A 23,410-nucleotide genomic window follows, 5' to 3' on the forward strand; every position below is an offset into this window, starting at 1 on the left:
GCGATTTATTATTCAACGATAATAAAGCGGTTATTTCCATTATCACCCTGTTGAAATTCCATGTTTGATCTTACCTGGTGCTTAAGTGCTGTTGCATTGTTGTTAGGCTGTACCGTACAAACCGCGGTTGGTTTTGGTATGGCACTGGTTGCAGCTCCAATCATTGTTGTGCTTAATCCACTTTGGGTGCCTTATGTTTTAGCCGTTACCGCATTAGTGCTCAGTTTGGGGAATACATGGAATCAACGCCAACATGTACAGTGGCGTCAAATCGTCCCTCCCATGATCAGCCGAATTCCTGGCACTATGCTCGGCACATGGATATTAATGACTTTAGACACAGAATGGCTGCAAATACTGGTCGCGGGGATGGTTATGCTGGCGATTTTAGTCACTCTAAAATTGAAACCTTTTCCATCAACGACAACCAATATGAGCATTGCAGGTTTTGTGTCGGGCATTACTGGAACCACAACCAGTATCGGCGGCCCCCCAATGGCATTAGTCATGCAACACAGTGCAGGGCATCATGCCAGAGCCAATTTATCGGCATATTTTGTGTACAGCTGTATTGTGTCGTTAATTGGTTATATGACAATGGATTTGATGACCACTGAATTATGGATTTCCTCGCTAACCATGATACCCATCGCCTGGCTAGGCTTTTATCTGGGCAAGCGTTTACGCCCTTGGGTAGACAACCGCTTTCGCCCTGTCTTGTTAGCACTATGCGGTCTTTCAGCCAGTATTGCCTTGATTAACGCAGCGATGAGCATTGTTTTAGTGGCATGAGCGGGACTATTTCAAGCTTCCATTGCTTCCTTTAATTCATTGAAAATATTCATCAAGGCACTGCGAGTTTTTGCTTCACTTGGGGAATGCCCTACGTTGTCGAGGTACTGCAAGTGAGCACTTCCGTGAGCTTGAGCCAATGTCCAAGCTATATCAGGAGGACAAATCACATCTTCACGACCATGGACAATCCATAGTGGGATAGTTTGAATTGCAGCGATATTTTCCAAAATATAATTCGATGTAGGTAAAAAACATTTATTCGACAAAAAGTGGCACATAATGCTCGCTTTTGCATGTAACGAGCGTTTATCTTGCATCGTTAATTCGTTATACGCTGAAGGTATAGCCATTGAAACTGATGCCCAACAGATCCAACGATATGCCGCATTTAAACGAGTTTCGACATCCTGATTTGCCAAATCTGAAGAATAGGTATGCAATAGCTCTTTACTGTCGTTCCATTCTCTATGCAAACTAAACTCACGCCACTGTTCCGGGTAGAACCGACTGGCACCATCAGCCCGATATAACCACTGAGTATCTTGCTCTCGCCCCAGAAATACACCTCGTAGAATCATTCCCTGAACGCGCTGCGGATACTTTATTGCATAGGCAAGAGCCAAGGTACTTCCCCAACTTCCAGCAGTAATGTACCAACAATCTATATCAAAATATTCTCGAACACATTCGACATCGTCGATTAGCAATTGCAAATTATTCTCTCGTAACTCACCCAGAGGAGTGCTTTTCCCAGCCCCACGCTGGTCAATTAAAAGCACTCTGAAATAGCTAAAGTCGATATAATCGATATGTTCAAGATTCACCCCTGAACCAGGGCCGCCATGCATAAACGCAACATATGGCCCCGATTGGTCATTCGCCGGGTGAGTCACTTCAATCACACGAATAGTATGGGTATCCGAAACCGGGATGAAATGATCTGTCATAGTGGTAGGCTGGGGCATGATTTGTGTGAAGTCCGATTATTCAAATCAAAAAATTGATGCTATCAATCTCCTTTGGAATAACAAGTTAGCATTGGCAGAAAAAAGCCCGCAACGACATATAAAAATATAAAGCGGGCAATGCCTCAGGAGGAAATCGATAGCAAACCGTTATGAGCCTTCATTTTACGATACGTCATCCCATGGCAAATTTAGGGCTGCTAATATTAAGTAAAGTTTCTTCAAATGTGTCTGCGGGTATGGGCTTACTAAAATAATAGCCTTGTAATCGCTCTACCCCGAGCGAACTGCACAGCTCAACATTTTCAATGGATTCGATACCTTCAGCAACGGTGTCCAATTCCAAAGATTTCAACATCGATACTAACCCTTTCAACAATGACAGAGATTTGTTAGAGCCATCACTACCCGGCATAAGGGAACGGTCAACCTTAACGGTTGATATTGGAAACATTTGCAAATGCTGGATGGAAGAGAACCCAGTGCCAAAATCATCCAACGCAATACCGTAACCTCTTGATGCCAAATCATTTAAAGTTTTGAGTATCTCGTTAGTATTCTTCAACAGAACGGTTTCGGTAATTTCAATTTCAATCTTATCTGGACTCAGATTGTATTTGGCCAGAGCTTTATCCAGAAAACTCACCAAGCTTCGATCATAAAGCTGCTGAGGCGAAATATTGAGTGCCATGATCAAGTCGGTTTGGTAGGCATCTTGCCAACTGCGTAATTGAGACAACGCTTCATTAATAATCCAACGCCCAATATCAACAATAAGGCCAGTTTCTTCTGCGATATTGATGAAATAATCAGGAAATTTAAGTCCTTTATCAGGATGTTCCCAGCGGATCAGGGCTTCACAGCTTACTAATTTCTTAGTCTGAGAAGACAACACTGGCTGATAATGCAGCACCAACTCATTGTCTTCTACTGCCTTCAATAGCCTTTTTTCTATTTGGTAACGTTCCCGAAACTGCTCTTGAACATCATCATCGACAAAGCAAATTGAATTACTACCAATGCTTTTCGCACAATACTCAGCAATATCGGCACTGCGTAATAGTTGCTGTGCATCATCTGCATTTTGAGGAAAGAACGCTGCGCCAATGTTCACATCGATTTTTATTTTCCAATCCTTGTAATTTACCGGTTCAGCCAATCTTTCAAAAATACGCTGATCAATGCCATCGATATGAGCATAGTGTAAGTCGGTAAGGATGATGGCAAATTCATCCCCCCCCAAGCGATACAGCATCTCACCCTCTTTAAGAATATCGCTGATAGCATCCGTCAGGTAATTTAACACCATGTCACCAACATGATGCCCATAGGTGTCGTTGATCATTTTAAAACGTTCGATATTGATCAGAACCAGTCCTAAACAAGCTTTCTTGCTACGGTGTTTCTCCACTTCATTGACCAATGACAAGTCAAACATATAGCGATTAGCCACACCTGTAAGGGAATCATGCTCAGCCAAAAACTTCACTTTCTCGTAGCTTTCATTCAGCTTAACTTCCAGAGAGCTTCTTGCTTTGGCTTGAATAACCACACGCCGAAGACACTTGGCGTTTAATTCGGATTTAGGAATGAAGCCATGCGCGCCAGCATGAATGTTATCCAAAATATAACCGTCGGTTTCATTCTCACTGATCACTATCAACGCGGTTTTAGAAGATTTAACGTTGTACTTCACTTCCAACAAAAGCTCTAATCCACGCCAGTCTTCAACTTTGTCGGAAAGAATGACTAAATCAAAAACCTGAGAATTAACGGTGTTGGCAACCTGCTCCATATTGGTGGCAAAATTGGCATTAACTTCGAAACTGGCATCAGAAAACAAACGCTCAATTTGATGACAGTAATTTAGTGACTCATCTATCAGCAATAAATTCACGCTCTATTTCTCCTTCACATTCATCGTCTCCAAGCAGGTAAACTAACTAATGCGATTGCTGTTCATGACCCCATGTCGGCTCGTGTCACAGAGGAATAGTAACCATAGATCAGTTTCCTTCATTGTGCTTATTAATTGGTCAAAATATCCGAAGAAAAATATGTAGGAATATGTAACCTTGTTTAAAAATTACCGAAATTCAAAGAGTAACCATTCATCCCGATAGCACTTTCTCTATCATTGACGATTGACAGGATCTGGTGTCGGAGTAAAGTTCTGATAGTATTTAATGCTGTTTCCGTTTAGGTACATCGACTGTGGAAATTGAAAAAAACACAAATCAAGAGCCAGATCTGAATCTGGATGAGTTTCTCTCCCACTGCGTCATTAAGGATTACAGACGACAAAGCATTGTCGTGCGTCAGGGAGAAAAAACCGACAAGTTATTCTTGTTGCTTAAAGGCTCCGTGTCGGTGATCCGTCAACACGAAAATGATAAAGATATCGTTCTGGCCTATCTTAATCAGGGTTCATTCTTTGGTGAGATGGGGTTATTTGATCCGAATCAGCTTCGAAGTGCCACGATAAGAGCTAAAACAGCCTGTAAAATTGCCGAAATCAGTTATGAAAAGTTTGGCAAGCTTTCCAGCGAAAATCCTGAGTTGATGTATACCATTTCTCAACAATTAACCAACCGCTTACGTTCAACCTCGAAAAAAGTGTCTGACCTTGCCTTTCTTGACGTGACAGGCCGGGTAGCAGCCTGTTTGTTGGATTTATGCTCTGATCCAGAGTCCATGTCTCACCCCGACGGCACGTTGTTGAAAGTGACACGACAAGAATTAAGTCGCAATGTGGGATGTACCCGGGAAATGGTGGGTAAAGTGATAAAAAGCCTGGAAGAACAAGGGTTGGTGGCAACCACAGGCCACAGTATTGTGGTGTTACACAGCACCAAGCAAGACTGATAATTGATCGAGACAATCCATCCACGCCTGACAATGTAACTCGAAGTCTTCTTCATCCTCAAACTCACCATGATCCAGTATCAGCTGAGTTGTGCTGTCATTGATGGCAGAAAACGCCAGAACAACCTGAGTTTGATGAGGCTCGTCCTGCCATTGCCATGAAAATTTCAAACTTTCATTGGTTTTCATTTCCTGATAACGTCCAACCAAAATGTGTTGATTACCCGCAGGGTCAGTCATCAACAAGCGGAACTGACCATCAATAATAGAATTAGACATGGCCTGCTGTACTGTCATCCCAAGAGGATTAAACCACTTCTGCAACATGTCAGGCGAAATAAAAGCGTGATAAACCTTTTCTAATTTGGCGTTCAGTGCCAGTTCCAGATGTATATGTTGCATTAGCAATGGATCTGCCGTGTTGCATTTGAAGATGTATTAATATTACCTGCAATCTTTTACTTTGTAATAATTTGCAGACATCTTTTGTTTTAATAATTTGTACCTATTAAGTGACTAAATCATCGTACATCATGATGAGTCACCTGGAGAACATTAGCGTGAAGTTGGGCATTGTGTTGGGTAGTGGCGCCGCAAGAGGCTGGGCACATATTGGCATTATCAAAGAATTAATGAGCATGGGCATTAAACCCCATGTTGTTACCGGCACATCCATTGGTTCATTAGTAGGCGCAGCCTTGGCAAGTGGCAGAATGGCGGAGCTGGAAGAATGGGTTCGAGGCTTAACCAATTGGCAGGTGCTAGGTTTACTTGATTGGGGGCTGGGTAAAGGCGGCTTGGTGAGCGGGCAGCGCGTTTTTGAAAAAGTCGCCGACACGCTTGGCGGTTTAACGTTCGCTGACCTGGAAATACCTTTTGGTGCGGTTGCAACAAATTTACAAACCGGGCGCGAAACCTGGCTGATGGAAGGTGAACTGAAAGCCGCCATCCGATGTTCGTGCGCCATTCCGGGATTAATGGCTCCCGCTTATCATAATGGTCAGTGGTTGGTAGACGGCGCTACCGTTAACCCTATCCCGGTTTCCATGTGCCGAGCATTAGGAGCGGACTTTGTTATTGCCATCGATTTGAATTCCGACAAACCTCACCACAGAATTGCTCGCAACGGTATAAAAAAAGTAGAGCCGCCGGTTCCAGAAGAAGTGTTCGAAATGCCCATTGTAGATTCGATGGCGGTCGCCGGGCACGATATGCATGAAGAGAAAAATCCCTTCGCCAAATTGCTCTCGCACAGTAAAGAATACTTGCAGCAATTCTCCGACAAACAACATGCAGAAAAAGCACCGGGCGTATTTGCGGTAATGTCTGGCTGTATAGACATTATGCAGGATCGCATCACACGTTCACGATTGGCAGGCGAGCCACCTGACATTTTGTTGCAACCCAAAGTAGGACGTTACGGCATTATGGAATTCCATCGCGCCGAAGAGTTAATCGCTGAAGGCCAGAAGTGTGTACAAGCATCAAAAAGCATTCTGGAATACGAACTTGAGCACTTTAAGGATTTGGAAAAAGAGTGGGAAGAGGGATAAACGAGTCCAGCTAAAGACTGCCGCTCTAAAGTATGCGCTTAAAATAGATTCTGTATGCGCCATCAATAGAAACTTATCGCAGACTCGTCGTGAATACATCAATGTAGGCTCCACAGCCGCATCCCTGCGGCTATGGGTCTGCTCAAAGTTTCTACCGATGGCGGAATAAGATATCGCAAATTAGCCCTGTCAGCTCAAGCTTGAGCTAGTACAAATAAAGGCCATGTATGTGAACAATCACTTAGACCAATGAATATGCGTAATCTTCCATTGGTCATTGGTGCGTTTTAAGCTCATGGTTTCGAAACTCTCAAAATCAATGTCCCTGCTTTTGTAGTGACCGACTTTACGACTGCGTTGAATAGAAATCGCCAAATCGCCCGCGATCGTCACCTGATGGTCCAGCACTGTGCTTTGAACGTCGGCTAAAAAGTGAATATCCGCATTTAAATGATGTGAGGCATATTCACTTGCTGAGCGTTCCACCCCGCCTTCAAAAATCAGTACATTATCATCAAGCAAGGACAGCGCTTTTGTCGCGTCTCCGGCTTTCAAAGCCTGATGAAATGCCGTGACGGTTTTTCCAGGCAGAGAATCCGCATTAACAAACATAGCTTCTGTTTTAGTATTTTCAGGGGTCTCTTCGGGAGTATTCTCAGGAGCATCATTGGCAAAGCCAGTTCCCACATTGAACAAAGATAAGCTCAACAATAAAACGCTCGTTATTCCAGTCAGTTTATTCATTATTTAATCTCTTTTATTTAAATGGCTTATTCAGGCTGCGGGCTCGCCACATAAGGTAAACCACGGGGATCACCAATAACGACAAAACCAGCGCACTCGCCATGCCGCCCACCATAGGCGCAGCAATTCGGCTCATCATTTCAGAACCGGTTCCAGAACCATACATAACAGGCAGCAAACCTATCATGACAGTTGCCACCGTCATCATGACCGGGCGCACTCGCATACCCGCACCATGCAAAATGCTCTGGTGTAATTCTCGTATGTCTGGTGTTGTGCCTGACTGTTGATGCTTTTCCATCATGTCTCGAAAAGACTGATTCAAATACACCAGCATGATCACACCAATTTCCACGGCAACGCCCGCAAGCGCAATAAACCCCACACCAACAGCTACCGACAGATTAAACCCCTGCCAATACAGTAGCCAGATGCCGCCGATCAACGCCAAAGGTAAAGTGCCCATAATAATGCAGACTTCAATCAAATTACGGAAGTTGAGATAAAGCAGGATCACGATAATCGCGAGCGTAAGAGGCAACACATAACTCAATTTTTCCTGAGCGCGTTGCATATACTCATACTGCCCCGCCCATGTAACACTGTAACCCGGCGGCAAAGACAATTGTTCAGCCAACACCGCTTGTGCTTCCTGAACATATCGACCGACATCCACATCTTTAATATCAATGTAAACCCAGCCGTTAATGCGTGCATTCTCGCTCTTGATCGCAGGAGGGCCATCTTCAATATAAACACGCGCAACATCACTGAGCGTAATACGCATACCACCTGCAGTCACTATTGGTAGCAAGGCTAATTGTTCTGGAGACTGCCGATACGCCTGCGGATAACGCAAGTTCACCGGATAACGCTCCAAACCCTCAACGGTTTGAGTGATATTCATGCCGCCAATCGCCGTCGCAACCACCTGTTGAATATCACTGATGTTCAACCCGTAACGAGCCGCTTTAACACGATCAATATCCACCTTAATGTAACGACCACCAGCGACTCGCTCAGAATAAACAGACGCTGTATTAGGAAGTGCTGACAAGATGCGTTCTATATCTGCACCAATGTTCTGAATGGTATGGATATCCTTACCTGCGATCTTGATCCCAACCGGCGTTTTAATCCCGGTAGCCAGCATGTCGATACGTGTTTTAATGGGCATCACCCATGCGTTGGTCACGCCCGGCACTTTCACCAGCTTGTCCAGCTCAGCTTGCAAAGATTCTGTCGTTACGCCTTCGCGCCATTCCGACTTGGGTTTTAATTGAATGAAGGTTTCAATCATGGTTAAAGGAGCCGGGTCAGTAGCAGAATCAGCGCGGCCTATTTTGCCAAACACGTTTTTTACTTCCGGAACAGTGCGAATTAGCTTGTCGGTTTGCTGCAACAATTCTCTTGCCTTACCCACCGACAAACCCGCATAGGTAGTAGGCATATACATAAGATCACCTTCATCCAACGAAGGCATAAATTCGCTGCCGATATGTTTCAAAGGGTAGAAACCAGCAATGGTTAAAGCCACGGCAAACACCAAAGTGCTCTTTGGAAATTTCAATACCGCTTTTAATACCGGCATGTAGATGGCTTGCAGTAAACGATTGGCAGGATTGAGATGCTCAGCAATCACTTTACCCCTTATAAACAAGCCCATCAGCACCGGAATTAACGTGATCGACAAACCGGCTGCGGCAGCCATGGCATAGGTTTTGGTATAAGCCAATGGTGCAAACATTCTGCCTTCCTGTGCTTCCAGAATGAAAACAGGCAGAAAACTTACAGTTATGATGAGTAGACTGAAGAACAATGCTGGCCCCACTTCCGTGGCTGACTGCGCGACAATTTTCCAGCGATTGCTATCGGTTAATGGCGTTTTCTCCATATGCTTATGCATATTTTCTATCATCACGATAGCGCCGTCGGTCATCGCGCCAATGGCAATAGCAATGCCGCCTAACGACATAATGTTGGCATTAATTCCTTGCCAATGCATGATGATAAAAGCAACCAGAATACCCAGCGGCAAACTGATCACAGCCACCAGCGATGAACGTAAGTGCATTAAAAATGCAGCACAGACCAGCGCGACAATGAACAGCTCTTCTGCCAGCTTCGACCATAAATTATCAACAGCTCGCTGGATCAAATCGGAACGGTCATAAACTGTCACCAACTCAACACCGTCGGGTAAGCTTTTTTGTAGCTGATCCAATCTGGTTTTCACGGCCTCTATCGTCTGCTGCGCATTTTCCCCGAAGCGCATAACGATAACGCCGCCGACCGTTTCACCTTCACCATTAAGTTCAGCAATACCACGGCGCATTTGAGGCCCCAACTTGATGTCGGCCACGTCTTTTAACAGCAGAGGAGTGCCCTGATCCGCCAGCCCTAAAGGAATATTGGCAAGGTCATCGAGGCTTTTTATATACCCCGTGGCATTCACCATATACTCGGCTTCCGCCATTTCGATAACCGACGCCCCCACTTCCTGATTCCCTTGTTTAATCGCCATTTGAATATGACTAAGCGGAATGTCGTAGGCGCGCAGCTTGTGTGGGTCAACAATCACCTGATATTGCTTGACCATACCGCCGACGGTAGCCACTTCCGACACGCCAGCCACCGCTTGCAGTTCAAAGCGCAAGAACCAGTCTTGAATAGCGCGCAATTGGCTAATGTCGTGATTTCCTGTTTTATCCACCAAGGCATAAAGGTAAACCCAACCCACCCCCGTTGCATCAGGCCCTAACTGCGGTTTGGCTGACTCAGGTAACAAGGGAGTCACTTGCGACAAATATTCCAACACGCGACTACGCGCCCAGTACAGATCCGTACCGTCTTCGAACAACACATACACGTAAGAATCGCCAAAGAAGGAATAGCCTCGAACCGTTGTTGCCCCCGGTACAGATAACATTGCTGTTGTTAGCGGATAAGTGACCTGATCTTGCACTACTTGCGGCGATTGTCCGGGATAATTGGTTTTAATAATCACCTGAACATCAGACAAATCTGGTATCGCATCCACTGGTGTTTGCTTCACCGAGTAGAGCCCGACAGCGATTAGCATCGCGGTTGCCAATAGCACAAAAAAGCGGTTTGCCACCGACCAGCGAATGATGGCGGCAATCATGATTGACCTCCATTCACCAAGGGATGAATAGCGATAATGATGAAGTCGCCAGCATCAATCACAAAGGTAAACTCAACGCGAGTACCTGCACTAATCTCACTGAGATCGACATCCTCACTCACCTGAAAATCCATCGTTGCTGCCGGACGTTGCCACTTTTCAATGGCTTCACGACTGATGTTGACGGTGCGACTGGCAGTATCGATCTGATTGACCAGACCATTGACTGTGGCCTGGCTGATTGTTGATGACGTATCTTCATACGCATCCATTGCTGACGACATGCCTTCATCATGGCTCATACGAACAAAATCAGAACTGATACTGCTTTCAGAATCCAGCAAAAATTGAGCGGATGTTACAACTCTGTCATCCACATTCAGACCCGACAGGATTTCAATATAACGGTCTGAAACCCTGCCAATCTCGACCATCACCGACTTGTATTGACCCGAAGCCAGCTCTAACACAACACGGTCTTGAGTTCCGGTACGAATAACCGCTTCTCTGGCAACCTGTAAAACAGACTCAGGCTTTGTGCCATGCAACGTCACCTGAGCATACATATTGGGTTTGAGCTGAGCTTCAGGATTGGCGAAACGCAAGCGAATTCGCAATGTTCGTAGTTTCTCGTCCAGCTTGGGATAGATGTAATCCAAATGGCCTTGCCATTGTTTTCCGGGCAAATAGTCCAATGTCATAGATACCGGCATTCCCAAATACACATCGGAAGCCTGCCGTTCAAACACTTCCGCTTCCACCCAAACTTCATCCAAAGAAGCAATGGACATCAAGGTTGTACCGGGCTTAACGTAAAACCCTTCGCGAATTTTCAATGCATCCACAACACCCGATTGAGGCGCTTTAAACTCAACGGTTTGTTGCACTTTCCCCTGTTTTTGCAGTTGAGTTAATACTGACTCTGGAAATTGCAGTGCAACCAAACGATTCAACGCTGCTTGCATCAGAGTTTGATTGCCACTTTTTCTGGCTAGAACATATTCCTCCTGCGCATTGACCAATTCGGGAGAATACAAAGAATACAGAGGCTGACCTTGCTCAACGGGTTCCCCTGCGGCTTTAACATTCAATGATTCAACCCAACCCGACACTCTGGGATGAATGTGAATAAGATGATCTTCGTTGTATTTCACATATCCAACGGTATTAATGTCAGCTTCCCAAGGCTGAAACTGCACCGGACTGGTACGAACCCCGAGGTTGTTCACCACATTCGGTGAAATCGACACTGTGCCTGGCTGTTGAGAAGAAGAATCTTCTTCATAAACCGGAACCAAATCCATTCCCATTGGCGATTTTCCCGGCTCACTACGCCTGTAATTCGGATCCATAGGAGCAACCCAATACAAAGGCTGTTTGGCCTTATCGCTTTTTGATACTGAGTGCTCATTGCTCGAAGGATAAAAAGCGGCGGTGAGTATAGAGCCAACCACGGCACTCAATACCGCAACAATCAAATGAGTTCTATTCATTGTTAGCGCTCCCATTCAATGCATCGGAATCGGTTTGTTGATCCCCGGAAAAGTAATAGTTCAATGAAGCAATGCTTTTGAGCCGTTTAGTTTTTAAGGTCAGCACTTCTAACCGCGCATTCAGCTCGTCGATCTGAGCACGAACCGCTTCAGCAAAATCACCATCGTCATTGGTATACGCCGCTAAAGCCGCTTCTGATTGCTGATGTAACTGCGCTAATAATTGGTTTTCATAGAGCGACAACTGGCGCTCTTGATTTTTCAGATTCTTAATATGCTGCAAAGCACTTGAAGCCAAAGTACGTACTAACAAACGTTTTTCTGTTTCGATTTGTTCTGCGTTGAATATCGCCGCCTGAATTTGCTGTTCAGGACGCGTGTCATCCCACAACGGCATATCCACTGTCACGCCAACAGACAACAAATCGGCACGCTCATGGCCTAGCTTGTCTTCATCACGATAACCATAGGTTGCGTTCATGCTCCACTGTGGTTTACGGCTCTGTTGTGCGATTTGAATACCGGTTTTTTGGGCGTGAATGACTTTCTCGACGCTAGCCACTTTGGGATGAGCCAGCAGCGTTTGAGCAATAAATTCATAATCATGAGGGCGCACATCCATTTCAGAAAAAACACGTTGCGCGGCATCTGTCAGGTTCAATTCGGGCAATTGTTCGGGTAATGAGAAGCTTGAGAAATGACTCACATTGTCACCCTCTGGCATTAACCAAAGGGCTAACTCTGCCAACTTAACATCGCGATGTTCTTGTAGCTTGAACAAGCGCTCATCCAGTCGCGTCAGCTCTAGCTGAGCTCGAACTAAATCCTGTTGTCGCACATTACCAATAGCAGAGCGATAACTGGATTGAGCAATACTTTCCAAATGCTTAAACAAATTCGCATCTTGTTGAATGATCTGTATTGAGCGTTCAGCCAATAAAGCATCTAGCCAACGGTGCGTCACTTCCATTGTTACCTGTTGCGTTCTGTCATCACGTAAAACCGGTTGCTGTTCACTTAGCTGTTGCCACTGTTTCTGTTTCAGCTCCAGCGTATCGCCTCGTGGAAATGCCTGAGAAAAACCCAGTTGCGCTTGTGTCATGGCTTCCTGAGAAAAATCAAAACTGTCGGTTGGCAGGTTCTGCAAACGAAATGTCAGTTTCGGATTCGGTAACGCTTGCTCAGAGCGACTATTAGCCTGTAGCGCTTGTTCTTTGTAGCGGCTGCTTTGAAGCCAGGGGTCATTGTCCTTTGCCATATTGATAGCATCTTGCAAATGCAGAACCCTGGACGAACCTAAGACACTGGCACTCTCAGCTAAAGCCTGGGGGTTGTATAGGCTAATAACCAGACCCCAAAATACAGGTATTATTGTGCGTTTTAGCTTGTCTCTGTTTGACGATATAGCATCAATCATAATCAGTTCCATCAAACTGAGCTTGATTACTCAAGCGTACTACCAGCAATCATGACTATTAACTGCCAATAGAAAATTCATATAAATGAAACGAGTTAAAGAAATCAACAGGCACAACACTCCTGCTAAAAACTTTCACTCCATAAAAGAAGAACAGATTAGATAGTTGTTATCGGGGGACGTAATCGGGAATGAGGCGGTGGCAGCGAATACTGCTCAAGATAAAAATCCAGCTTGGGATTACTGTTCACGGCTAAAACCGTGGGAGATTTCGAGTTCACAAAATGCAAGAAGCTTGCACAACCTGCGTCAAGACACGAACAGTCATCAGTTCCATCATCACAGCAATTCATCTTAGAATGATCACTTTTATCAGAGCCGCGATCCATCATGCCATGCATGGAATGCATATTGTCAGCATTTGAGTTCCCAGCTTGAAAAGACTGAGAATGCTGCTCACCATGTTCAACATGAACACAATTCATACGCAACGCCGCAACCGATTGGCTAAAAAAAGCCAATATCACAACCATGATTAATGTTGTATTGATGCGTTGCATGAAATGAATTTTCTCTTTTTCAATCAATATGGTGAACCATCTGCTGCCAAGTATAAGCAGGTTCGCGCTCAAACGCATACCCTTTTTCTGTCGAGGTTAAACGTAAATCCGTAAATGCTTGATCAATGACAAGCTGTAACAGTAAGATCCTGGAAACCCTCTATCCATCACAGGAAGTTTAAATATGTTGTTGGAGTACGGATTCAAGAAGTTATCAACCTATGTCACTTTAGCTATTACTGCTGCAATTCTTATTCTTTCTTACGGTAATCCTATGGTTTTTGATAGGGCCATTGTATTCGTATTAATTGCCACTGCACTCCTCAGTTTCAAACTAGACAAAAACATTTTTAGTATTGCCAGTATTATTCTATATGAAAGGATTTTTGAAGAGGTAATTTGGGCAATCGAATCTAATACATTCTGGTACCAGGAACTTTGGTATCACCAATTTTATTTACTCTGCATTGTTCTGATTTGCTCATTGAATCGACAGCAAATACTATCAAAACTCGTGGTTCTTTTTGTGTTGATAATAGAAGCTGCCATTCTGCACTGGATAGATATTGGCTATGTCATTCCTACCATGTATTGGCCACTTGTCATGATTTTCGAAACGCTTGTGAGTATTTATTTAATAAGAAATAGAGTATTTCTGTGGAACAAATTTATTGGACATGACGTTTCTATCATGCCCAAAAGCATTGATAGAAAAATACTGGTGGTCATGTATTTATTTATATTTCTAGAATCCCTAAAATTATCCGAATACATGCTTAGACATGTATTCGGAATGCACAATATTCTTTATCTCTATAATAATTACACCTACTTATCGCAAGCACTAACCGCATGCATTCTATGGATAATGTTCATAGAATCCTGGCGTTTGATAAAACAATCTAGGTTTGCAGCTTAAACATGATCAAAATTTCAATAACAAATTGGAACAGACAAACAAAACGTTGTTCTATATTTTCCGGTTCTCAATACATAAGCCATAATTGAATAAACTCCGTTATTTTCACTTCCACATGCAACAAAGTATGAAGACTAAATTATTCCGATATGTATTAATCACACTAAGCTTGCAAGGCATTGTTTCTTGCGATCTGGGTGGCGAATATAACTTTAGTGCCACCACTCGTTCGAATTCCGCACCGATTGCAACAGGTTCGCTATCCTTCACCGCTTCGGCAGCAACATCCAGTGAATTTAAGATAACCACTGTCGATGCGCAGGGTGATGCATTAACTGTTTCCGTTGCAGATAAACCCGAGTGGTTAGAATGGCAGCTCACGAACAATCAACTGCTATTTACAGCAACGCCTGATTTTTTCGATATTGGAGACTATGACGTTACATTTACCCTGAGTGATGGTCAGCTCTCCAATTCATACCAATTACACATTTCAGTGCAAGACAACACCACAGCTTATCAAGACATTGCACTGAATGAAGACATTGTTCTCGGTAGCTGGGCATTGCAAGACGGACAAACATTCCACTTGTTTAGCGCCGGGAACGGACTGTATTCCGATGCTCAAGAGCAGCTATTTAGAATGAGCTGGCAGCAAGACAATGACTACCAACTGACATTCAATACCTACCTTCTGGACTGCTCACAATGCGAAGCAACTCAAAGCTGGCAAATGCGAGTCGTTGCTCAAAAAGAGGGGCAAAACAGCACATTAACTGGCGTTCAACAACGCTGGCTACTACAACAGGGCGATCAAGCTCAGGCCATCAATGCATCATCAGTCCAATCGGTAACATTAAATGCCGGGTATTACATGGCGCTCGCCACCTCCGACAGCGTCGTTTCGCAAATCAATCTCGAACAACACACCCTCACCTTGAACGGCACAGCCTTAGTCAAAGGGCAGACCCTACCCATCTCAGTTCAGGGAAAACTGGAAACTGATGATACTCAATCGATTTATTTTGACGAACCTGAAGTGCAAGTACCTGCTTACGATAATTTCATTTCCAGCTGGTATAACAATAGTGCGGGTGCGTTCCTCGGACTACGGTTTGACTTGTATCCCACTGAATTACAAGCGCTGTATGCCAGTGAACAATTAGTATTAGCCCAAGTCACGTTAATCCCTGCTCTTTCCGAAGAAGATGCCAACATCAACCATGTCGATTTTGATGGTCTGGATGCATTCCTCAATACCCCCATTACGACCACCTTTGTCTATAAACCGCTTACGCCTGTGACAGAAATGACGTTAGCGACTGGGCAGAACATAGCCTCTCGCTTTATCGCTCAAGCAACGGCATCCATTTCAGGCATTAACATGCAGGTATTTGGCGCTAACACGCTGGAAATAGTCAGTGAATCCGAAGCGAACCTGCAATTTCACTTGAGTGAGAGCAATGCAGATGTTGCAACTCAAAGTGTCAGTTGGAGCCTTGAACAAGGAGCACTGACATTGCAAACGCAAGAGGGTGAAACGCACAATTACCAATTACTCAGTGACGCTAACGGAGTCACTTATCTGGCAGGTTACGACATTGATGGGCAAACATGGGCTTACCCCTGGTTTGAAGTGGAGTTTGATATATCCATGCAAATGACAGAATCTGATTGGGTAGGTGAATATCAAAACGTACATTTTCACTCCACCAGCAATCTGGAACAAAACGCCTTTATTCTGAATGAATCCGGACGCGCCGATTTGCACTACAGTGAATTAGTACCGGATTGGCAAGATCGCTGGAAATATAACAGCAACAACTCCATCAATATGGTTTATGGCCTTGGAAAATGCAGCTCGTATTCAGTCTATTATGACGAATGCTTTCAGGAGCAACTGTCCAACTACAATGAGTCAGTACGCAATGCTTTCGGAGTTCGCCACTATCAAATGCTGCAACAAAACAACGATATGCGCTCTTTAAGAACAGCTTTACTGGTATTTGATAATGAACCAAGCGCTTACCCATCGGTGCAGCGCTGGTATAAAGTGCCTTGATAGACTAAAAAAGAAAAAGGCAGACCCGAAGGTCTGCTAAAGGTCTATAAAAGGCTGTAACAACTGGACATGCTGTCATCTTCGAGAAGTAGCAGCAGTCATTAGCCTTTCGTTACAAGGATTTGGTAATTGTGAATGCCCCACGAATATCACCGGCAGCAAATCCTGTAGCCTGATCACTGGGGTATTCGGATTTAATTTTTTCGACCAACGAAGGATCTACACTCGCGCCATGACAAGACAGGCAAAACTCACCCGCGCGAATAGCCTGCATATAGCGATAGGTACGTTTTCCATCCTGCTCAACAATTTCACTATGAACTAATGAAGAGAAAGCCGCACCATCCGCTTTTTGCTGTTCAAATCCTTCTAATACAGCTTTCTCCCATGAGTCTGGTGCATTACTGCTATTACGGATTTTTAAACTGGTACGTCCAACGTGCCAGCCATCCGTAGACAAAGCAGCGGCAATGCCGGGTGCTTTTTCCTTACACATGGATACACCATGAGGAAAGCCACCGTCAGCCAATGCTGTTTTTAATGTTCCCCCCAGCTCTTTGGCAAAGCTGCCAATACGCTGTTTGGCCGCCTGCTCCAAAACACTTTTCTCACTATCAAGATAAGCATCTTGAGCATTTACCTCTGTCTCAGCCATCAATTGATGACTGAGTAAGGTAACAGCTGCACCTAATGCCACAATCGCAGGCGCAGCAACTACAGTTTTAATCACTCTCATAACCACCTTTAATTGAGTGTTATTCGTCTTCAAGCCGCTCGATACCCAACGCCTTGAGCACATATTTTTCATACACGGGCTCACTCACCCCAGTACGCATTTTACGCATAAAATACTTTTCAAAGGCAATTTTAGCCAAATGCACCCACTTGCCTTTCTTAAACCAGGTTACGTTACGTGGCGGAATTTGTGGCATTGCAACAAATGCAGCCCCGGTGTCTCCCATGTCAGCCAAACAAATGGCATGCCAGGTTCCTTTTGTTTTGGGAACCTCATTATGCACCACAATGGATTTCAGATTATGGGCAATTGCCGTCATCATGGTTTCTATCATATAACCCGTTTTCGGCGTTCCTGTGGGAACCGGTGTCGCTTCAACAGGCGGAATAGCCACGCAGACACCACCAGAAAAGATATTCGGATACTTGGGTGAACGCTGATATTCATCAGTAATCACAAACCCTTTCGGGTTACACAGTCCTTCAACATTCGCAACCGCATCAACACCAGCAAAAGGAGGAATTAACATGGAATGGTTAAAGTCCAATTCATGTGAGAACGCAACCTCTCCTTTTCGATCCAGTTCAGAAATGAGCATTTTGCCCTCTTTCACTTCATCAACATTGGCGTTGCAAATCCACTTGATATTGCGATGACGTAACTCCGATTCCAACATGGATTTCGAATCGCCCACACCACCTAATCCCAAGTGACCAATATAAGGCTCACTGGTGACAAAATACATGGGCACCTTGTGCCTGATCTTTTCGTCTCTCAGTGCTTTATCAAGAATAAAGGCATATTCATAAGCGGGCCCAAAACAGCTAGCCCCTTGGAATGAACCAACAATAACGGGGCCTGGGTTCGCTACCAGCTTTTCAAAATCGTCATAACATTTTTCAGCATGATCCAACGTACATACCGATTGCGTAAAACCTTCCGGGCCTGCGCCAGGAATGTTGGAGAAAGCCAGTTTTGGGCCAGTCGCAATGATCAAATAATCATAGTCAATTTGCTCATTGTCACTGGTCAGCAAAAAGTTATTTTCAGCATCAATTTTGTCTACCCGGGCACACTTAAAATTGATTTTCTTCTTATTCAGGTATTTTTCGATAGGCATGGTGACGGCTTCAGAATTCCGCCAGCCAACGGCAACCCAAGGGTTCGAAGGAACAAAACGAAATTCAGGGCGTTCGTTAACAACAAGTACCTCATGATCTTTTCCTAACGCTTCCTTAATTTCATATGCTGCCGGCATGCCGCCAGTGCCTGCTCCTAAAACGACGATCTTGGCCATATACGTTCTCGCTGATTTATGATTCCACGCTTTACTAAGCGTAGTTCGAAATGTGAACGATTTGTTAACCAACAACCGTGCCAAAATAGAAATTTAATTTAATTCATTGAAATAAAAGAAATATTAAATAAATTTTTTATAATCAGTGGAAGGATGAGTAAATATTAAAGCTGTTTTTAATGACATTAATGTCATATAATTTTTGAAATTTTGCCAAAAATGACAAAAGCACCCAAAACAAGAACGAAAATGGTGCTAATGGAGCCCCAGAATGAATGCATCTGTCGTTCAGTCGATGATCAATGCCATAGACAAACCCGCCATATTTATCACGCCAGATTATGTGATCCAGGCCGTTAACCAGGCATATATTGATACCTATGATTCCAAAGTATTGATAGGCACCAGCAAATGTTTCGAAATCTCACATAAAAACGATGAACCCTGCGACAAACATGGCGAAGACTGCCCTCTACAACAATGCAGCAAGACCCAGCGAAACACCAGCGTAGTGCATATCCATACCACAGCCACAGGGAAAACCTATTGCGATATCCTGATGAAGCCAGTAATGGATGACACGGGTATCACTATCGGCTTTTTAGAAATTCTGGACAAAATTAACTACGCCGCAGCCGAGTCCCAAACCAATAAGATGATTGGCGTTTCCCCCAGCTTTAAAAACATGCTCAACCAGATTAATAGGGCGGCACAATCAGAAATTTCCGTTCTTTTACAGGGTGATACTGGCACAGGTAAAGAACTCGTCGCTCAAGCCCTACATAGCTCAAGTAGACGTAAAGACAAACCTTTCGTCGTCATTGAATGTACTGGATTAAGCGAGAACCTGTTTGAATCTGAACTGTTTGGCTACGAAAAAGGCGCATTTACGGGTGCTAATGCCAGTAAAAAAGGCTTAATTGAAGTGGCGAATGGTGGCACGGTGTTCTTTGATGAAATCGGCGATGTGCCACTGAATATGCAAGTGAAACTGCTCCGTTTGTTGGAAACGCAGAGTTTTAGAGCTGTCGGTGGGTTAACCCAGAAAAAATCTGATTTTCGCTTGGTCTGCGCAACCCACAAAAACTTGCTGGAATTAGTGGAAAAAGGCGAGTTTCGTCAGGATTTGTATTACCGCATTGCAGGCTTTCCCATTCACTTGCCTTCTCTTTGTGAGCGCAAAGAAGATATTCCCGAGCTGGCATATCACTTCCTGAATCACTCAGAACACCAGCACAAAACCTTTTCACCTGCCGCGCTGGAAATGCTTTGCCATTACCCGTTTCCCGGCAATATTCGCGAGCTGAAAAGCATTGTCGAACAAGCCGCACTGCTTGCGAATGACAACCAGATTCATAAAAACGATTTACCGCCACAAGTCATGTCAAAGCAACTTACTCCGGAAGCAGAACAAGACAACATCGTCACGCTCGAGAAAGCCGAAGAGAATTATCTGAAAAATGTCTGTGATGAATTTAAAGGAACTCCGGACGAATTAGCCAGGATTCTGGGAGTCAGTACCCGAACTTTATATCGTAAATTGCAGCGATATGGTTTGAAATTGCGGTGATTTGCTCTCAACCAATATCTCCTTGAAAATTGGGAATAGTTTATTCCCCCTCTTTAAAGGCTGTCTCTTCGTCACAAGTCGAATGAATGGTCTTTTAATCGTTTTACGTTTTATACAAAAGGTTATATGTCACCTTATTCTCTTTGACGTGGTATGACGTTTGAAGAATGGCCTGTTCCCCCTCGGTTAACCCCCTGACTAAATTAGCAAAACGCAAGAATATTAAAAGCAATTCATCAGGGATGATGAATTAGGGCTGCCCGGTGCATGGATGCACCGTGAGACCGGCTTTTAATATTCGAGAAGCACAGGAATAGGTTAACCGTTGGGGCTGATTTCTTTTGGTTACTTTTCTTGTTCAGCTGACTATTTATTAATTTGGGAAAAGTAACTGGCGCGTCCGAAGGACGTGTCATACAAGAAACCCAAAGAAATGACAAAGCATAATTAACCCATGCTCGAGATAAGGAAGTGTTTTGAGATGGCTATTTTTATCACCACGTCTTATCCCGAGTTGGAGTTAATTATCATTGATGAATAAAATCTATCTGAAATAAGAAGAGGTGACTAAGAGACAGTTTTAAGGAAGGATTAACAACGTAATCTGAAAATTATTCACAGTCTCAGGATCAAAAAAGGGAGCAACTAAACATTACTCCCTTTCTCAAAAACAAACTTAAAACCTGACTTTACTTCCCGCTCAAAGCCAGTTCTTTCTCGGTTTTAAAACCAAACACTTTGCGCAGCACAATGGTCGCTGGGCAAAAGCCGGTGAAACTTTGCTGGAACAAGTTGGCACCAATGAATACGGTGAACCACATAAATCCCGGGTGTACAAAATAGGTCAGGGCGACTGACAGTAAAACCATAAAGCCTGCAAAAGCGGTAAGGGCTCTTTCTGCTGACATTGTAATCAACCTCTTATCTCATCAGAAACTATAAAAATATCTAAAGGAAAAGTAGACATTGCTTGTGTCTTCAAACTGGTTGAAGAACGTATGTTTGTCTTTTCCGTAAAACCAATTGAAACCTGATGACAGGCTCCAATCATCAACCGGGCTATAACTCGCCCGAAACTTCGTATACCCGTCTTTTTCAGTCGGAGAATAGAAACTAAATAAGTTCAGCGTCAACGTTTGACGCAGAGCTCGATAAATCACTTGTGTTGTTAGCACATTGCGTACTTTTTCCTGCTCATATTCAGGCCAGGGCGAAGTACGAACCAATGCGTCATGGTCGTGGGTACGTTCCATATACCACTGCAATGAACCGGTTAAGTTGGGATATAACTCTTGTTCGTACCCAACCAAAACCTTAGACATGGAATTCTGCTCAAGTGGATTATCACCATTGGGATCTTCCAATGCGTTTTGACGCGCATACTCGAACTTGGCGATACCGTCACCTAACGGGCTCACCACACTGAATCCATATACGTTCATGTCACTGAATTTAGGTCTGCCGAATACATCAGCCGATTCTGGTAGAGGGCTGTAACCACTGTAGCCATATAGAGCCACTTCTGTTGAATCAAAGGACTTATATAAACGCACTGCATATTCGGCATTGGTTGGGCGGTTTGCCGTTGGGACATCAAATTCAGGCGCAATGTTCTGCCCCGCTTGAGGACTGAAAAATGAATAATATTGTCCGTTAATGTAATTATCTGGCGTAAAACGCGGCGTTACGACGAAGTCGAAATTGAACAAGTCAAAATAACCCGACAGCTTGGCCGAAAACGACGGCGCTTTCAGGTATTCATCATCACGCCCGGAGAAAAACGACTGCCAATCTTTGGGAAACAAGTCGTTCAAGAACAGGTAATCACCGGTTCCCCAGGTCAGCACTTGTTGCCCTACTTTGGCATCAAAATGTGATCCCCAATCCCCTAATCCCGCTAGGGAACCATGCCAAGCCAATTCACGAATTTGAATTTCGGTATTGTTCTTCACACCATCGTAGTACAGGTCGGCGCGAGTCTTAATGGTGGACGCTTCAAGGTCATAATCCCACTGAAACTGAAAACGTAAATCTGACAGTGTTTGTGGCCTGTCGATAGCAGGATCCAATGACAAACGACGACCATAAGCGGCTTCAACAAAACCGGTAATCGGATTACGAGTGCTCTTCGAGTCCTCAAATGAATCCCAATCATCACCTGTGCCAGTACCACCATCAGACTGAGCGGAATCACCCCAGTCTCCACTACCAAAATCTCCACTATCAAAGCCCCCCCACTCATCGCTCTGAGTTTCGGTTTTCTTTGCAGGCGCTTTATCACCCCAACTGTCAAAATCTGCCCACTCGTCCTTTTCCTGTTTTTGACTTTCCTGCTTTTGATTTTCTTGAGCAAGGACAGAACCAGGGATTACCGCCGCAGATGCAGCAAGTAAAAGTGAGCTCGCAATAAGCGAACTCTTGAATGGCATTTTCATCGTATTCAGCATGTAAGCGTAAATGCTCCTCTAATCGTGAAGGCTATTTAAGCCACTCTTTTGGTGGAGTTCTCAAACTACGCTCTGAAAAAACGCTGTCTGGCAAATCAATGTCGTACTTGATATTGCGAAACTCCATCAAGGTATAACCACCAGTTTCCAGATCTGACACCTTGGAGCGCAGAACGGTTGGGAAACCGCCGATCTCTTCTACTTGGACTGTTTCTACCTTGCGGTAGTTCTTGTCATTCTTATAGAAGTTGATCTGCATCGGTAAAAAGGTGGATTTATCGATAGAAGCAACATAATGAGTGAACTCAACGCTGGAAGGATTTTTAGGCACGCCCTTCAACACGTAGAACTGATCGTCCTCAGATTCGAGTGTGAAATTGTCTTCAGTCACAGCACGACCAGACACATCTTCATAAAAGAAGTGCGAACCAACAAAAGAAGTGCGCTTGTCACCCGCTGAAATACGTTTTACCAGATCCAAAGCTGGAAGATACAACCAGCGATCATCGTCCTGGCTAGCATCAGTGTGCTTTTCCACACGGAAAACGGTGTCTTTAACATCAGTAGGGCGAGAGAAAAATACGATCATGCGCTGATCGCCATTATCCTCAACGTCTTTACGCAAAATAGTAAACTGGCGTAGTTGTTTGCGGCCTTGGGCGTCGACAATCATCATACGTGCTTCCGCACTGCCGTCGTTACCAGCATAGTAAGCCGCTTTTTCAGCCTTGGTAATAATGTCTTGTACATTCACTTCAGCATTGGCAGCTTGAGCAAACGCCAACCCTGCAGCAATGGATAAAATTAATTTTTTCATTCCAGACTCCAATTTCTTTAAATAG

At 44.2% G+C, this 23,410-nt stretch carries 19 protein-coding genes; 6 read left to right on the forward strand and 13 right to left on the reverse strand.

What is annotated here, in order from left to right; all coding sequences use genetic code 11:
- Positions 1-60: 60 nt before the first annotated feature.
- Complete coding sequence (locus KIH87_RS18415) at positions 61-792, forward strand: sulfite exporter TauE/SafE family protein (RefSeq protein ID WP_232359311.1); 732 nt, start codon at positions 61-63, stop codon at positions 790-792.
- An 11-nt stretch (positions 793-803) separates the two neighbouring features.
- On the opposite strand, the gene pip is transcribed toward KIH87_RS18415, so the two are convergent.
- Both pip and KIH87_RS18425 read right to left on the reverse strand, forming a co-directional pair.
- Positions 804-1,742 (reverse strand): prolyl aminopeptidase, encoded by a 939-nt coding sequence (gene pip, locus KIH87_RS18420; RefSeq protein ID WP_232359312.1) that lies wholly within the window; start codon positions 1,740-1,742, stop codon positions 804-806.
- A 193-nt stretch (positions 1,743-1,935) separates the two neighbouring features.
- A complete protein-coding gene (locus tag KIH87_RS18425) occupies positions 1,936-3,657 on the reverse strand; it encodes a GGDEF domain-containing response regulator (protein ID WP_232359313.1) in 1,722 nt (573 codons plus the stop codon).
- 323 nt (positions 3,658-3,980) lie between these two features.
- On the opposite strand from KIH87_RS18425, the gene crp reads away from it, so the two are divergent.
- Positions 3,981-4,625, forward strand: coding sequence for a cAMP-activated global transcriptional regulator CRP (crp, locus tag KIH87_RS18430; protein WP_408635824.1), 645 nt, complete (start codon positions 3,981-3,983; stop codon positions 4,623-4,625).
- On the opposite strand, the gene KIH87_RS18435 is transcribed toward crp, so the two are convergent.
- Entirely contained in the window at positions 4,602-5,027 is a 426-nt protein-coding gene (locus tag KIH87_RS18435) for an SRPBCC family protein (protein WP_232359314.1), read from the reverse strand. The genes crp and KIH87_RS18435 overlap by 24 nt on opposite strands.
- 131 nt (positions 5,028-5,158) lie before the next feature.
- Between KIH87_RS18435 and KIH87_RS18440 the strand changes: the two genes are divergently transcribed.
- A complete protein-coding gene (locus KIH87_RS18440; RefSeq protein WP_232359315.1) occupies positions 5,159-6,178 on the forward strand; it encodes a patatin-like phospholipase family protein in 1,020 nt (339 codons plus the stop codon).
- A gap of 237 nt (positions 6,179-6,415) precedes the next feature.
- On the opposite strand, the gene KIH87_RS18445 is transcribed toward KIH87_RS18440, so the two are convergent.
- The 5 genes from KIH87_RS18445 to KIH87_RS18465 form a co-directional block, all read right to left on the reverse strand.
- Complete coding sequence (locus KIH87_RS18445) at positions 6,416-6,922, reverse strand: YybH family protein (RefSeq protein WP_232359316.1); 507 nt, start codon at positions 6,920-6,922, stop codon at positions 6,416-6,418.
- Positions 6,923-6,935: 13 nt separating this feature from the next.
- Positions 6,936-10,067 (reverse strand): efflux RND transporter permease subunit, encoded by a 3,132-nt coding sequence (locus KIH87_RS18450; protein ID WP_232359317.1) that lies wholly within the window; start codon positions 10,065-10,067, stop codon positions 6,936-6,938.
- A complete protein-coding gene (locus tag KIH87_RS18455; RefSeq protein WP_232359318.1) occupies positions 10,064-11,560 on the reverse strand; it encodes an efflux RND transporter periplasmic adaptor subunit in 1,497 nt (498 codons plus the stop codon). The genes KIH87_RS18450 and KIH87_RS18455 overlap by 4 nt, the downstream gene beginning before the upstream one ends.
- Positions 11,553-12,977 (reverse strand): TolC family protein, encoded by a 1,425-nt coding sequence (locus KIH87_RS18460; protein WP_232359319.1) that lies wholly within the window; start codon positions 12,975-12,977, stop codon positions 11,553-11,555. Before KIH87_RS18460 ends, KIH87_RS18455 begins: the two co-directional genes overlap by 8 nt.
- A gap of 158 nt (positions 12,978-13,135) precedes the next feature.
- Entirely contained in the window at positions 13,136-13,537 is a 402-nt protein-coding gene (locus KIH87_RS18465; RefSeq protein WP_232359320.1) for a hypothetical protein, read from the reverse strand.
- Positions 13,538-13,721: 184 nt separating this feature from the next.
- Between KIH87_RS18465 and KIH87_RS18470 the strand changes: the two genes are divergently transcribed.
- Both KIH87_RS18470 and KIH87_RS18475 read left to right on the forward strand, forming a co-directional pair.
- Positions 13,722-14,456, forward strand: coding sequence for a hypothetical protein (locus KIH87_RS18470; protein WP_232359321.1), 735 nt, complete (start codon positions 13,722-13,724; stop codon positions 14,454-14,456).
- Between the two features lie 127 nt (positions 14,457-14,583).
- On the forward strand, positions 14,584-16,518 hold the full coding sequence (locus tag KIH87_RS18475) for an Ig-like domain-containing protein (protein ID WP_232359322.1): 1,935 nt from the start codon (positions 14,584-14,586) through the stop codon (positions 16,516-16,518).
- Positions 16,519-16,630: 112 nt separating this feature from the next.
- Here the strand turns inward: KIH87_RS18475 and KIH87_RS18480 are convergent, their stop codons facing one another.
- Positions 16,631-17,248, reverse strand: coding sequence for a Tll0287-like domain-containing protein (locus KIH87_RS18480; protein WP_232359323.1), 618 nt, complete (start codon positions 17,246-17,248; stop codon positions 16,631-16,633).
- A 25-nt stretch (positions 17,249-17,273) separates the two neighbouring features.
- Positions 17,274-18,551, reverse strand: a complete 1,278-nt coding sequence (locus KIH87_RS18485; protein ID WP_232359324.1) for an NAD(P)/FAD-dependent oxidoreductase — start codon at positions 18,549-18,551, stop codon at positions 17,274-17,276.
- A gap of 271 nt (positions 18,552-18,822) precedes the next feature.
- On the opposite strand from KIH87_RS18485, the gene KIH87_RS18490 reads away from it, so the two are divergent.
- On the forward strand, positions 18,823-20,121 hold the full coding sequence (locus KIH87_RS18490) for a sigma-54 interaction domain-containing protein (RefSeq protein WP_232359325.1): 1,299 nt from the start codon (positions 18,823-18,825) through the stop codon (positions 20,119-20,121).
- A gap of 689 nt (positions 20,122-20,810) precedes the next feature.
- On the opposite strand, the gene KIH87_RS18495 is transcribed toward KIH87_RS18490, so the two are convergent.
- The 3 genes from KIH87_RS18495 to KIH87_RS18505 are packed head-to-tail and all read right to left on the reverse strand — an operon-like array spanning position 20,811 to position 23,385.
- Positions 20,811-21,029 carry a YgaP family membrane protein gene (locus KIH87_RS18495; RefSeq protein WP_232359326.1) on the reverse strand — a complete coding sequence of 73 codons (219 nt, stop codon included), beginning with the start codon at positions 21,027-21,029 and terminating at the stop codon, positions 20,811-20,813.
- A gap of 21 nt (positions 21,030-21,050) precedes the next feature.
- Positions 21,051-22,568, reverse strand: a complete 1,518-nt coding sequence (locus tag KIH87_RS18500; RefSeq protein ID WP_232359327.1) for a hypothetical protein — start codon at positions 22,566-22,568, stop codon at positions 21,051-21,053.
- Positions 22,569-22,599: 31 nt separating this feature from the next.
- Positions 22,600-23,385: an outer membrane lipoprotein-sorting protein gene (locus KIH87_RS18505; protein WP_232359328.1), complete on the reverse strand. Its 786-nt coding sequence runs from the start codon at positions 23,383-23,385 to the stop codon at positions 22,600-22,602.
- Positions 23,386-23,410 lie beyond the last annotated feature (25 nt).

Origin of the sequence: Paraneptunicella aestuarii, from assembly GCF_019900845.1 — a bacterium.
GTDB lineage: Bacteria > Pseudomonadota > Gammaproteobacteria > Enterobacterales > Alteromonadaceae > Paraneptunicella > Paraneptunicella aestuarii.